General features: G+C 73.3%; 13 protein-coding genes. 6 read left to right on the top strand and 7 right to left on the bottom strand.

The features are described 5' to 3' along the window. Positions 1 to 545: 545 nt before the first annotated feature. Both ACTIDRAF_RS0223070 and mshA read right to left on the bottom strand, forming a co-directional pair. Positions 546 to 1,013 (bottom strand): type III secretion system chaperone family protein, encoded by a 468-nt coding sequence (locus tag ACTIDRAF_RS0223070; protein ID WP_026066414.1) that lies wholly within the window; start codon positions 1,011 to 1,013, stop codon positions 546 to 548. 44 nt (positions 1,014 to 1,057) lie between these two features. Further along, positions 1,058 to 2,422: a D-inositol-3-phosphate glycosyltransferase gene (gene mshA / locus ACTIDRAF_RS0223065; protein ID WP_052168943.1), complete on the bottom strand. Its 1,365-nt coding sequence runs from the start codon at positions 2,420 to 2,422 to the stop codon at positions 1,058 to 1,060. A 377-nt stretch (positions 2,423 to 2,799) separates the two neighbouring features. Between mshA and ACTIDRAF_RS0223060 the strand changes: the two genes are divergently transcribed. From ACTIDRAF_RS0223060 to ACTIDRAF_RS0223050, 3 genes are all read left to right on the top strand, one after another. Further along, positions 2,800 to 4,041 (top strand): GDSL-type esterase/lipase family protein, encoded by a 1,242-nt coding sequence (locus ACTIDRAF_RS0223060; RefSeq protein ID WP_016701070.1) that lies wholly within the window; start codon positions 2,800 to 2,802, stop codon positions 4,039 to 4,041. A gap of 197 nt (positions 4,042 to 4,238) precedes the next feature. Continuing rightward, positions 4,239 to 5,534, top strand: coding sequence for a GDSL-type esterase/lipase family protein (locus ACTIDRAF_RS30680; protein WP_016701069.1), 1,296 nt, complete (start codon positions 4,239 to 4,241; stop codon positions 5,532 to 5,534). Positions 5,535 to 5,617: 83 nt separating this feature from the next. Then, positions 5,618 to 6,406 (top strand): SDR family NAD(P)-dependent oxidoreductase, encoded by a 789-nt coding sequence (locus ACTIDRAF_RS0223050; RefSeq protein ID WP_052168942.1) that lies wholly within the window; start codon positions 5,618 to 5,620, stop codon positions 6,404 to 6,406. Positions 6,407 to 6,510: 104 nt separating this feature from the next. On the opposite strand, the gene ACTIDRAF_RS0223045 is transcribed toward ACTIDRAF_RS0223050, so the two are convergent. Continuing rightward, complete coding sequence (locus ACTIDRAF_RS0223045; RefSeq protein ID WP_016701067.1) at positions 6,511 to 7,611, bottom strand: UDP-N-acetylmuramate dehydrogenase; 1,101 nt, start codon at positions 7,609 to 7,611, stop codon at positions 6,511 to 6,513. Positions 7,612 to 7,628: 17 nt separating this feature from the next. Between ACTIDRAF_RS0223045 and ACTIDRAF_RS30675 the strand changes: the two genes are divergently transcribed. From ACTIDRAF_RS30675 to purU, 3 genes are all read left to right on the top strand, one after another. Continuing rightward, entirely contained in the window at positions 7,629 to 8,138 is a 510-nt protein-coding gene (locus ACTIDRAF_RS30675) for a DUF2505 domain-containing protein (RefSeq protein WP_016701066.1), read from the top strand. Positions 8,139 to 8,252: 114 nt separating this feature from the next. Then, on the top strand, positions 8,253 to 9,071 hold the full coding sequence (locus tag ACTIDRAF_RS0223035; RefSeq protein WP_039789016.1) for a methylase: 819 nt from the start codon (positions 8,253 to 8,255) through the stop codon (positions 9,069 to 9,071). Positions 9,072 to 9,432: 361 nt separating this feature from the next. After that, positions 9,433 to 10,314 (top strand): formyltetrahydrofolate deformylase, encoded by an 882-nt coding sequence (gene purU, locus ACTIDRAF_RS0223030; RefSeq protein ID WP_016701063.1) that lies wholly within the window; start codon positions 9,433 to 9,435, stop codon positions 10,312 to 10,314. Positions 10,315 to 10,414: 100 nt separating this feature from the next. On the opposite strand, the gene ACTIDRAF_RS0223025 is transcribed toward purU, so the two are convergent. The 4 genes from ACTIDRAF_RS0223025 to ACTIDRAF_RS30665 form a co-directional block, all read right to left on the bottom strand. Next, positions 10,415 to 10,975 carry a YbaK/EbsC family protein gene (locus ACTIDRAF_RS0223025; RefSeq protein ID WP_016701062.1) on the bottom strand — a complete coding sequence of 187 codons (561 nt, stop codon included), beginning with the start codon at positions 10,973 to 10,975 and terminating at the stop codon, positions 10,415 to 10,417. An 18-nt stretch (positions 10,976 to 10,993) separates the two neighbouring features. Next, entirely contained in the window at positions 10,994 to 11,305 is a 312-nt protein-coding gene (locus ACTIDRAF_RS0223020) for a DUF2516 family protein (RefSeq protein ID WP_016701061.1), read from the bottom strand. Between the two features lie 255 nt (positions 11,306 to 11,560). Continuing rightward, positions 11,561 to 12,271 (bottom strand): hypothetical protein, encoded by a 711-nt coding sequence (locus tag ACTIDRAF_RS30670; RefSeq protein WP_016701060.1) that lies wholly within the window; start codon positions 12,269 to 12,271, stop codon positions 11,561 to 11,563. After that, positions 12,271 to 12,741: a helix-turn-helix domain-containing protein gene (locus ACTIDRAF_RS30665; RefSeq protein ID WP_016701059.1), complete on the bottom strand. Its 471-nt coding sequence runs from the start codon at positions 12,739 to 12,741 to the stop codon at positions 12,271 to 12,273. The genes ACTIDRAF_RS30670 and ACTIDRAF_RS30665 overlap by 1 nt, the downstream gene beginning before the upstream one ends. Positions 12,742 to 12,960: the final 219 nt, after the last annotated feature.

Genomic DNA, 12,960 nt, shown 5'->3' with positions numbered 1-12,960 from the left:
GGCGGTGTTCCCACCGCCGCGCCCGGCCGGCCTCCGAGGGGCGGCCGGGGTTGCCGGAGCGGCAAGGGCGGCGTCCGGGTGACCGGGCGCGCGGGTCGCCGGCCCACGCCCCACGTCATCCAACACGGGCAGTCACTAGAACACAGAAGTACTCACTGACCTGGCCCAGCAGTGTGATCGAGGTCGGGTCGGGCGGTTACGTTACGGGGCTTTGACTCCGCGACGTTACGATGCCCGCGCAGATCCACTCGAATGGAGTAGCGCGATGGGCTTGTGCCCAGGTCGTCGATTCTGCCAAGTTGGCAACACTCTCTTCGATCGGCTCCCACGCACTCCCCGATCTCGAGAGGGTGCACCGTGGTCTGCCTCCCCCGTCAGGCCACGGCCCGTCCGGGTTCCCAGGTGCCCCCCGCCAGGGAACCCGCAGTGGCGGGACCTCACGGCGGGGCGGCTTGAGTTCGTGACTCCCCCTCTCTCCCAAGCCGCCCCGCCCTGCCACTCCTCCGCCGCGCACCGGGCCGCTCCGGCCGGTCGTCCCGGCGGCGTCAGCCTCCGTCGCGCACGAGGTGCTCGAAGGCGGCGAGGTTGGCCCGGGACTCACCCCGGGACGTCCGCCAGGCCCACTCCCGGCGGATCGCCTCGGCGAAGCCCAGCTCCAGGAGCTTGTTGAAGTCGCCGTCGGCCGCCTCCACCACCTGACCGAGCACCCGGTCCAGCTCGTCCTCGGTCACGGCGTGCGGGGACAACCTCCCCACCAGGTGGATGTCCCCGTCCTCGTCGACGGTGTAGTGCACCCCGTACAGCCGGGCGTTGCGCCGGAGCAGGAAGTGGTGGACCCCGCCCTGGTTCTCGTCCGGTCGACGGCACACGAACGCCTCGACGAGCAACCCGTGACGCCCGACCACGAGCCAGCAGCTCGTCCGCTGCTTCCGCTCCCCCGGCAGCCGCACGAGGAACCGGCCGGGTGCGGCGTGGTCGAAGTCCAGGTCGCGGTCGCGCAGCGCGCGCTCCACCGTCCGCGCGGTCTCCTCGGGAGGACGTCCGTCCGTCTCCACGCTCACCCCTCGACCTCCCGCCGCCCGTGCCGGTTCCTGTCCCCACCAGCGTCGCCCACGCTACGACCGAAGGCCAGGGCAGCCTCCCGGTAGGCGCGCAGCAACCCGTCGGTGGTGCGGTCCCAGGAGAAGTCGCTGGCGTGGCGCACCGCGTTCTCCGGGCGGACGCCGGCCGCCCGGGAGCGCACCGGCTCCGAGACCGCACCCGGCGATCCCGCCCCGGGCAGCGCCACGGCGCGCAACGCCACCGCCCAGTCCTCCGGCGCGTGACCGGGCACCAGCAGCCCCGTCGACCCGTCCACCACCGCGACGGACAGCCCACCCACGTCCGCGGCCACCACGGGCGTCCCGCAGGCCTGGGCCTCCAGCGCCACCAGGCCGAACGACTCGTTGTGGCTGGGTACGGCGACGACGTCGGAGGCGCGGTAGACGTCGGCGAGCTCGGCGCCGGTCCGGGGCGGCAGGAAGGTCACCAGGTCGGTGATCCCCAGCTCCCCCGCCAGTTTCTGGAGGGCCTCGGGCTCCTGGAGGCCGGACCCGGAGGGCCCGCCGACCACGAGCACGGCCAGCCTGCCGCGCAGGTGCGGCTCCTCGGCGAGCAGCCGCGCCGCCGCCCGCAGGAGGACGTCCGGTGCCTTCAGCGGCTGGATCCGCCCCACGAAGGTCAGCACGACCGCGTCCGGCGGGAGCGCCACCCCGGCCGCCCTGAGGGTGCGTCGCGCCTCCGACCGCTCCCCCGGGGTGAAGCAGTCGAGGTCGACCCCGGGCTCGACGGTGACGACGGCGGCGGGGTCGGCGCCGTAGAGCCGCACCAGCTGCTCGGCCTCCACCCGCGTGTTGGCCACCAGGCGGTCCGCCTCGTCGACGACCTGCTGCTCCCCGATCACCCGCACCCGGGGCTCGGCCGGTTCACCAGCGGCGAGCGCGGCGTTCTTCACCTTCGCCAGGGTGTGCGCCGTGTGGACCAGCGGCGCTCCCATGCGTTCCCTGGCGAGCCACCCCACCTGGCCGGAAAGCCAGTAGTGGGAGTGCACCAGGTCGTAGTAGCCGGGCTCGTGCCTGGCCTCGACCCGCAGCACTCCGGCGGCGAACGCGCACAACTGGGCGGGGAGGTCGTTCTTGTCCAGGCCCTCGAAGGGCCCGGCGATGATGTTGCGGACCAGCAGCCCCGGCTCCACCCGCACCAGCGGCGGGTGGTCGGAGGACGTGGCCCGGGTGAAGACCTCCACCTCCACGCCGCGCCGGGCCAGCCGACGGGCCGTCTGGAGCACGTAGACGTTCATCCCGCCCGCGTCACCTGTCCCCGGCTGCTCCAACGGCGAGGTGTGCAGCGACAACAGCGCCACCCTGCGGGGGGAACCACTGATGGCGGAAGGATCCGACGGTTCCGGCGAACCAGCCACCCCTGGTAACAAGCCGCTCACGAGGAGCCCCTCCCCGACCGGAGGAACCGCTGGTACCAGCGAGTCGAACTCGGCGCGGTTGTCGCGCACACGAACCCACGCTTAGCCACGTGTAGTCAACCTTTCCGGGCCTGCCCGCGCCCCGCTACTCGCTGCCTGTCATGGAACTGCAACACAAACGAGGCGGTGGAGCTTCCAGCCCCCCGCAGGGCCGTGATCAGTCGCTCACCTGGGTGAGGACGACCGGTGTCTACCCTGGCCACGCCGCCAGGGCAACGTCAGCGCACGTCTGCCCGGTCGGCGCGCGCTGACGGCGAGAGAGCACCGAGGGGGGTCGCGCCGTGGTCCGGCTCCTGCTGATCGCCCTGTGCTGCCTGGGCCTTCTCGTGTCGGCGGAACCCGTGGTGCCCCCGACTCCGCTGTCCCCGGGCGGCGCCGAGCCGGTGCCCGCCTCCGGGGTGACGACCTGGGCGGCGCCGCAGATGCCGGCCCAACCGAACCAACGGGAGGAGCTGGGCTTCGCCAACGTGACGCTGCGCACGATGGTCCGGATCAGCGCCGGCGGTTCCGGGGTCCGGGTCCGGCTGGACAACACCTACGGCGACCGGCCGCTGCGGATCGGGGCCGCCTCGGTCGCCCGGGCCGACGGGTTCGACGGGTCCTCGCTCCCCGGGACCGTCCGGCCGCTGCTGCTCGAGGGACGGTCGGACTTCACCGTCCCCCCCGGCCACCACCGCTACACCGATCCCGCCGGCCTGGTCGTGCCCGACGGTTCCCGGCTCCACATCAGCCTCTTCCTGCCCGGACCGACCGGGCCGCTGGGCAACCACCCGATGAGCGGGGAGCCCACCCTGCTCGCCCGGGGCGACCACACCGGGAACCCGACCTCGGACAGGTTCCGCCCCGTGGAACACCGGCCGGTGGTGGACGCGGTCCTGGTGCTGGGTTCCGAGGCCAGCGGCACGGTGGTGGCCGTCGGCGGCTCACTGACCGACGGCCTCGGCGTCGACTTCCCCGAGTCCGGTCGCTGGCCCGACGTCCTCGCCGACCGCCTGCTCGCCCTGCCACCCGGGCAACGGCTGGCCGTCGCCAACTCGGGCCTGTCGGGCAACCGCATCCTCCTCGGATCGGTCGGGGGCGGCCCGCCCCTCCTCGACCGCTACGACACCGACGTGTTGTCCCTGCCCGGCGCGGCCGCCGTCATCCTCGCCGTGGGCACCAACGACATCCAGCAGACACCCCACGAAACGGACGCGCGGACGCTCTTCGACGCCATCGACGACCTCGCCCGGCAGAGCCGGGACGCGGGAATGCGAGTCGTCGTGTGCACCATCCCCCCCTTCGGGAACTGGGAGACCTGGAAGCCCGAACTCGAGACGACGCGAACCCGCGTCAACGCCCTCATCCGGACCCACGCCGACGAGTACGACGCCGTCTTCGACCTCGACACGCTGCTCCGGGACCCGGACGAGCCGGAGCTCGTCCGACCGGACCTCGACCTCGGCGACGGCCTGCACCTCAACCAGCGCGGGTACACGCTCGTCGGCGAGTCGGTGCCGGTGGAGGCGCTCCTCCCCCGCTGAACGCCACGGCCACGGGGCGGTCGCCCACCGTTCCGGCACCGTGGCGGCCCGTGTTGATCTCGGGGTTGTCTATTCTTCTCGACAGCAACTCGCCGAGCCGGTCGCGTGGCGCCCGAGGCGAATCCGGAGCGGATCTGCGGTCCGGTCCCAGATCCCCGGTGTTCACGTCGTCCGCGAGTCGACGAGCAGTCAGCGGCATGAGGACGGAGATGATGGTGCGCCGACGGTGGTTCGCGGCGGTCACGGGCACATGCCTGTTGGTGGCCGGATGCGCGGTGGTCCCGGAGACGACGCTGGAACGGGCGCTACCCGCCGGTGCCGAAGTCTCGGTCGAACGGGAGATCACGACCTTCACCGCCTCACCCAAGGCAGCCCAGGAACGGGAACGGGAGTTCGAGGGCTTCACCGACAACACGATCCGGACCCGGATGCGGGTCAGTTCCGGTGGTTCGGCGGTCCGCGTGCGGCTCGACAACACCTTCAGCCACGAGGAGCTGCACGTCGGCCGGGTGACCATCGCGCTGGCCACCGACCGCGAGGGCGGCATCAACCCGGCCAGTCTGACCGAACTGCGCGTGGAGCGGGAGACCTCCTTCACGCTCGCTCCCGGGGAGAGCGTGTACACCGACCTGGCGAGGATGGACATCCCCGACGGGGCGGACGTCGCGGTGTCCTTCTACTTGCCGGGGCCCACCGGCCGGGTCACCACCCACTCGTTCGCCGGGGAGCACAGCCGCATCGCGACCGGGGACCACACCGAGAACGTCAACGGCCGACCGTTCCAGGTCGAGGAGAAGACGATGAGCACCCGGCCGCTCGTCGGCGCCATCACGGTGGTGCCCGAGACGGCGGCGGGAACCCTGGTGACCATCGGCGGGTCGATGACCGACGGTGTCGGGGTCGACTTCTCGAAGGGCTCGGACCGCTGGTCCGACGTGCTGTCCCGCCGGATCGTGGACGAGTACGGGCCGCGCCGGCTCTCGGTGGCCAACGCGGGCATGTCCGGTAACCGGATGCTGACCTCGTCCGGCTACGGGGGGCAGCGGGTCCTGGAACGGTACGACCGCGACGTACTCGACCTGCCCGGCGCCGACGCCGTCCTCTTCGCCGCCGGCATCAACGACATGCAGCACCCGCCGCAGACCACCGACCTCGACCTGCTGATGGCGACCTTCGAGGAGTTCGCCGACCGCACGCACGAACGCGGAATGCTCTTCTACATGGCGACGATCACGCCGTTCGAGGGCTGGTTCAGCTGGGAGCCGCACCTGGAGGAGAACCGGCAGGAGATCAACCGCCGCATCCGCGCCTCCGACAAGTTCGACGGCGTCGTCGACTTCGACGCGGCCATCCGCGACCCCGACCACCAGAGCCGGATCCTCCCGGAATGGGATGTCCACGACGGCATCCACCCGAACAGCGCCGGCGCGGTCCAGCTGGCGAACGCCGTCGACCTCGACATGATCCTGGGCGACCTCAACCTGCTCGACTGAGGCACCGGCCCCGGCCTCCCGAGGCCGGGGCTCCCGCTGGCCCACGCTGACACACCACCGGCGAGTCAGGCACGATCGGCGTCATGAGCCAAGACCAGCAGACGCCGCACCACACCCCTCCGCCGGCGGACCTAGCCGCCGGGAAGCCGGTGGCGGTCGTGACGGGAGCCAGCGCCGGCATCGGCGAGGCCACCGCGCGCGGCCTGGCGGAAGCCGGGTTCCACGTCGTCCTGGGTGCCCGTCGCCTCGACCGGTGCGCCGAGCTGGCCGCCGAGATCGGCGGCTCCGCCCACCGCCTCGACGTCACCGACGCCGACTCCGTCGACGCCTTCTGCGCCGAGGTCCCGAGGTGCCGGGTGCTGGTGAACAACGCCGGCGGCGCACGGGGTCTGGAACGCGTCGACGAGGCCGACGAGGACAACTGGCGGTGGATGTGGGAGACCAACGTCCTCGGAACCCTCCGCATGACCAGGGCGCTCATGCCCAAGCTCATCGACTCCGGTGACGGGCACGTGGTGACGGTCACCTCGATCGCGGCGCTGGAGGCCTACGACAACGGCTCTGGTTACACCTCCGCGAAACACGCGCAGGCCGTGCTGCACCGCACGCTGCGCGGGGAACACCTGGGCGACCCCGTCCGGTTCACCGAGATCTGCCCCGGCATGGTGGAGACGGAGTTCTCGTTGGTGCGGTTCGAGGGCGACACCGCGCGGGCGGACGCCGTCTACCAGGGCCTGACACCGCTCACCGCGCGCGACGTGGCGGAGACCATCGTCTTCGCCGCCACCAGGCCCTCGCACGTCAACATCGACCAGATCGTGCTGAAGCCCCGGGACCAGCACTCGGCCACCCGGGCCCGCCGGCGGACCTGACGGCACCCACCGCCCGGGGGCCGGGCCACCACGGCCACCGCCCTGACCGGTTCCCCTCGCGGGTCCGGCGGGGCCGGGCCACGGTCCACCCCACCGCCGGGGGCTCAGAGCGCGCAGTTCACCAACACCGGCTCCGGCTCCAGCACGACGCCGAACGCCGCGCGGACACCGTCGCGGACCTCAGCGGCCAGCGCCAGCAGGTCCTCGGTGCTCCCGGTCCCCCGGTTGGTCAGGGCCAGCGTGTGCTTGCTCGACAACGCCACCCGGCCGCCGGGGCCCGGGTGGCCCCGGCGGAAGCCCGCCCGCTCGATGAGCCACGCGGCGGAGAACTTGGTGCGCCCCGGCCCACCGGGGTACCTCGGCACCGGCGCCTCCACGCCGAGCCGCTCGGCGATCCGGCCGAGGACCTCGGGGACCGCCTCGTCGGCCACCAGGGGGTTGGTGAAGAACGACCCGGCGCTCCAGGTGTCGTGGTCGGCCGGGTCCAGCACCATGCCCTTGCCGGCGCGCAGCGCGAGCACCGCCTCCCGCGCGGCGGCCAGCGGCACCCGATCGCCGAGTTCGACACCGAGCGCCCTGGCCAGCTCCGGATACCGGATGGGCACCGACGAACCGCTGTCAGCGAGGGCGAAGCGCACGCGGAGGACGACCGACGAGGCGCTGCCCTTGAGCCGGCTCGTCCGGTAGGCCAGCCCCAGGTCGGCGGCGGGCACCGTGCGGACGCACCCGTCGCGGCGGTCGTAGACGTCCACGGAGTCGAGCAGTTCCGCGACCTCCACGCCGTAGGCGCCCACGTTCTGCACCGGGACAGCGCCCACCTTCCCCGGAATGCCGGAGAGGCACTCCACGCCGGAGAGCCCGTCGGCGACGGCCGACGCGACCACCGCGTCCCAGTCCTCACCCGCCTCGACGGTGAGCTGGACCGTGCCGTCGGAGACGCGGTCCGCTCGCCGCCCCGTCGTGGCCACCCGCACCACGGTCCCGCGGAACCCCTCGTCGGCGACGACCAGGTTGGACCCGCCACCGAGGACGAGGACGTCATCACCGTCGGCGTCGGCCCGCCGCAGCGCCTCGACGAGGTCCTCCGGCGTGGTCGCCGCTACGAGGCGGGCCGCCGGCCCGCCCAGGCGGAGGGTGGTGTGCTCGGCGAGGGGGACGGCGACGCCGAGGGCCTCGCCGGACGAACGAGTAGTCACGGACGCCAACGGTAATCTGTGCTGCCATGGCACGCCCCATCCAGTTCACCCTCCACGCCGACGCCCTCTCCCCCGCCGAGCTCCACGCGGTGCTGGTCGACGAGACGTACCTGCGGGACAGGTTGGCCGAACTCGGCGGTTCCTCGGCGGAACTGGTCGGGTTGACCAGCGACGACAGCGGTTCCCGCGCGGTCTTCCGGCACGGCATCTCCTCCCGGGGGCTGCCGGCGGCGGTGCGTTCGATCGCCCCGAACGGGATCACCGTCGAACGCACCGAGACCTGGCGGCGCGAGGGCGAGGGCTACGTGGGGACGATGGCGGCCAGGGTCGCCGACACGCCCGCCACCATCGACGCCACCACCTCGATCCGCCCGGTGGACGGGGGCGCGGAGCTGCGGGGTGCGGGCCAGGTCACGGTCCGGCTCCCGCTCGTGGGCGGCATGGTGGAGAAGGCGGTGGCCGAACAGGTCACCGCACTGCTCGACGCGGAGTCCCGCTTCACCCTGGACCGCATCGCCCGCCGGCGACGCGGTTGATCCCGTCACGGCAAGGACGCGGGCAGCGTCTCCAGGAGCGAACACCTCCCCACGGCCCTGGCCCCCTGGGTCCTGGACCCGGGCAGCCGGGTGGGGAGGCGGGAGGACATCGCGATGGCCAAGCGAGCGCCCAGACTGGCGGCAGGCCGCGCCCGCGCGCTGGGCGTGCCGACCAGGGGCACCACCGCGCCCAACCGGTTGCGGCGGGTGGACCGCTGGATGCGCGGCACGCCCTGGGTGTCCCAGGTGTTGCGGTCGGCCGAGGACCCGCTCGTGGTCGACCTCGGCTACGGGAGCTCACCGGTGACGACCGTCGAGCTCGCCGAGCGCCTCACCGGTGTGCGCGGCGACGTGCGCGTGCTGGGCCTGGAGATCGACGGGGAGCGCGTCGGCAACGCCGTCCGACTGGCCGACCCACCCCGGCTCCGCTTCACGCGGGGAGGCTTCGAACTCGCCGGTCAGCGCCCGGTGCTGGTGCGGGCGTTCAACGTGCTCCGCCAGTACACCGAACCCGAGGCGCTGACGGCGTGGTCGACCATCATCTCCGGCCTGGCGCCGGGTGGGCTCCTCGTAGAGGGCACCTGCGACGAGATCGGCCGCCGGTGCTGCTGGGTCACCCTCTCCCGGAACGGCCCGCTGACCTTCACCCTGGCCTGCTCCCCCGCCCACATCGACACCCCGTCCGACCTGGCGGAACGCCTCCCCAAGGCCCTCATCCACCGCAACGTGCCCGGCGAACGCGTCCACGCGCTGCTGTCGGACCTGAACTCCTGCTGGGCCACCGCCGCGCCCTTCAGCCCGTTCGGGCCCCGCTCCCGGTGGGCCGAGGCCGCACGTCTCCTCGCGGCCAGGGGGTGGCCGGTCCGGGACAACCACCGCCGGTGGCGGGCCGGGGAACTCACGGTGGACTGGTCGGCCGTCGCCCCCGGCTGAGCGGAGACGTGCTGGCCGCCGCGCCCCTCCGGGCCGCCAGACCCGGACGCCACCCGGGACCCGCCGCCGTCCGGCCCGGACCGGCGTGGCGCGGGTGATCCGTTCAGGTCGCTGACCCACCGCCTCCTCAGCCCCGGCCCGGTGTCGCGGACGACGGACGCGCACCCCGCCGCCCGGTACCGCCCGGCGGCCCGTCCCCCGTCGGCGTGAACCCACCGTCGCGCCCCGGTCACCAGCAGCGCCCGACACGGCCCCCTCCAGCCCGCCCGCCATCTGACCTGCGAACGAGCCCCCGCTGGTGGTCGTCGTCGGGGCCGGGCAGTGCGGGGGCCGCCCCGGCGGAATGACAGACTCAGCAACCATGTCCACGCCAGACCGCCGCTACGTCATCACCCTCGGCTGCCCGGACCGCACCGGGATCGTCGCCGCGATCTCCGGGTTCCTGTACCGCCTGGGGGGTTCGATCGTCGGCGCTGGCTACCACACCGACCCGGAGACCAACTGGTTCTTCACCCGGCAGGAGGTGCGGGCCGACTCCCTCGACCTCGACGTCGAGGAGCTGCGCGACCGGTTCGCCGAGGTCGCCGCCGAGCTGGGGGACCGCACGGAGTGGCGGGTGAGCGACAGCGGAACGCGCCGCCGTGTGGTGCTGCTGGTCTCCCGGGCCGGGCACTGCCTGTACGACCTCCTGGGCAGGGTGGCCTCCGGGGAGCTCGACGTCGACATCCGCGCGGTGATCGGCAACCACGCCGATCTCGCCGGAATCACCGAGGCGCACGGCATCCCCTTCCACCACGTCCCCTTCCCCGCCTCCGGGCGGGAACCGGAACGCCGCGCGGAGGCCTTCACCCGGGTCGCCGAGATCGTCGACTCCCACGACCCGGACGCCGTGGTGCTGGCCCGGTTCATGCAGATCCTGCCGACGGAACTGTGCCAGCGCTGGGCCGGCCGGGTGCTCAACATCCACCACAGCTTCCTGCCCTCCTTCATCGGCGCCCGCCCCTACCACCAGGCGCACGCCCGGGGCGTGAAGCTGATCGGCGCGACCTGCCACTACGTGACCGCCGACCTGGACGAGGGCCCGATCATCGAACAGGACGTCATCCGCGTGGACCACGGGGACTCGGTCGCGGACATGGTGCGCAAGGGCCGGGACATCGAGAAGGTCGTCCTCGCCAGGGGCCTTCGCTGGCACCTCGAGGACCGGGTCCTGACCCACGGGAACCGAACCGTGGTGTTCTGACCAGCACCACGAACACCGGGAGGGGGAGCGGGGGCCCGGGAAGCGCCCGGGGCCGTCACCAACGCCGGCGGCAGCACGCCGGTCAGGCCCGCCGGACGGGTCAGGACACCGCCGGAACCCCCAACCCCGGGAGGGGTTCGGCGCCCGGAAGCGCGAGCAGGGCGGCACCCGGCGCCACGAGCTTGCCGCGCCGCACCCCGCTGCCCAGGACCACCAGCGGAGCCGCCAGCACGGCCTCGTCCACCAGCAGCGGCCACTCCGGGGGCAGCCCGAGCGGGGTGATGCCCCCGTACTCCATCCCGGTCAGCTCCACCGCGTCCCGCTGGGCCGCGAAGGACGCCTTCCGCACGTCGAGCCGCCGCCGGGCGGCCCCGTTCACATCCACCCTGGTGGTGGCGAGCACCAGGCAGCCGGCCGTCCGGGTCTCGCCGGACCGGCGACCGGAGACGACCACGCAGTTCGCCGAGGCGTCCAGGGGAACCTCGTACCGTTCGGTGAACCTCGCGGTGTCGGAGTGGTCCGGGTCGATCTCGACGACGCCGAACTGGCTGGAGACCTCGGCCGGCAAGGAGGCGAGGGCGGCCGCGACCGGAGCCGCCAGCAGGTCGCCGTGCTCCGCCGCGGGCTCGGTACGCAGTGATCCGATGGTGAAGGTGCCCATCTGGCCGAGGCTAGCCTCCTACCACCTGGGCCCGCGCTGCACGTCGGTGATCCTCGGTCGAACGTCGACGATGTACACCAGGGCCGCCACCAGGCCGGCGATCCAGAACATGGTGCCCAGTCCGACCGGGTGGAACAGCAGCAGCACCAGGGTCGCGCCACCGGTGATGCCCATCCAGGCGTTCTTGCTCAGCTTGTCCGCCGCCACGAAGGCATCCGCCCGCTGGGTCACCGCGTGCAGGAAGGCGAACGCTCCGACTGGAATCCCAGCGAGCTTGATGGCCAGCAGGATCCAGGCGATGGGCTCGAGGGCTGGGTGTCCCTGGTACATGCCCCCAGCCTACGGGCCGAGCGGAAGGGGTGTCCCCGAGCGTCGGCCCCCCACCCGGCGTCCGCGACGGCGCCGGCGGTGACGTCGACCACGGGTCGGCGCTTCGTCCTCCGCCGGCACCGCCCGGCATCCTGGCGGTGCCGGCGGACGACACCTCCCGACGAACGGCCGGCGCGGGCGGCACGAGCGGGAGACGCCGCCGACCCAGAGCGGGAGGCTACCCCGCCGGAGCGGCCCCCCTTGGACCTCGCCGGGTCAGTCCTTCTTCCGCGGGCTGCGCCGAGCAGCGCCGGTGGGCGCCTTCCTCGGTGTGCGGTTGGCAGCCTTCCTGCTGGTGCTCCGCGCCGCCGACGCGGTGGCCGCACCGGCCTCGGTGACGGCCTCCGCCGCTTCCTCGGCGGTGTCCCGCACGGCGCGGGCGGTCTCGTCGGCGGCCCTCGTCGTGGCCACCGCCACCTTCTCCCCGGTGGACCGGCTGCTCCGGCTCACTGTGCCCAGGACGTCGTCCGCGAGCTCGCGGACGTCCTCGACCACGGCCCCCACCCGCTCCTGGGCGGTGTCCACACCGGACTCGACCTGGTCGAACGCCTGCTGGACCCGGGGCTGCGCGCGCAGCCTGTCCAGGGCCTCCTCACCGCGCTCGGCGAGGGTGCCGTAGATCCGGACGGCGGCGTCGCCGTAGGCGTCGACCAGCTTGCGGAGCTCGGCCGGGTCGAACTTCTCCCGCCACTGACCGGTGTCGAGCTGGAGTTCACCGATGCCGCCCTTGGCGGCCTCGGCGCGCTCGGCGAGCTCCTGCCTGGCGCGCTCCAGCGCGTCACGCACCGTCCGCACCGCGACGTCGCCCGCTCCCAGCACGGCCAGGAGCGGGGTGCGGGCCTGGGACAGCACCTCGTTCACGACGGCGGACGCCTGCTCGCGCGCCTTGTCGATGTCCTCAGCGGTGGGCAGTGCGGGCATGGTCATCACTCCTTGTCGTGGGGTCGGATCTCGGAGTCGACGGGCGGGGCGCCGCCCGCGCCGGCTCCACTCAGGTCGACGGTCCGGCCGACCGGGGAGTCGTCGGGACCCGCGGTGGCCTGTTCGGCTCCGACGCGGAAAGACTCGTAGACGGCCAGCAGGGCCTGCTTCTGCTGCTCGGTCAGGTCCGGGTCGGCGTGGATGGCGTCCACCACCGGCCCTCCGCGCGGCCGGTCGAGGATTCCGGCCTGGACGTAGAGGGTCTCGGCGGAGATGCGGAGCCCTTTGGCGATCTGCGCGAGGATCTCGGCGCTCGGCCGCCGGAGCCCCCGCTCGATCTGGCTGAGGTAGGGGTTGGACACCCCGGCCGCCCTCGCGAGCTGCCGCAGGGAGATCTGTGCGTTGTTCCGCTGGGTGCGGATGTACTCACCGATGTCGGCGACAGCCTGGTTGACCACCCTGTCGACCCGTGGCATCGGCGCGCCTCCCCGTCGTCGATCGCCGTGAACCTGCTCGCGCGGACCTCCTCCGCGTCACCGACGGTACGCCCGAGCGCTAGCTACCGCAAGCACCCTGCTTGCACCACGGTGCCGGAGCTCGCCGCCCCGCGGCCGTGCGACGTCCGGGCTGCCGGTCCCCGGGGGCGGCGGGTGGGCGGCGCCCAGGCGCGAGCGGCGAGCCGAGGTCGCCCGTGC

It is taken from the genome of Actinoalloteichus spitiensis RMV-1378 (assembly GCF_000239155.1).
In the GTDB taxonomy this organism is placed as follows: domain Bacteria; phylum Actinomycetota; class Actinomycetes; order Mycobacteriales; family Pseudonocardiaceae; genus Actinoalloteichus_B; species Actinoalloteichus_B spitiensis.
This window is presented reverse-complemented; position numbering and strand designations above follow the sequence as displayed.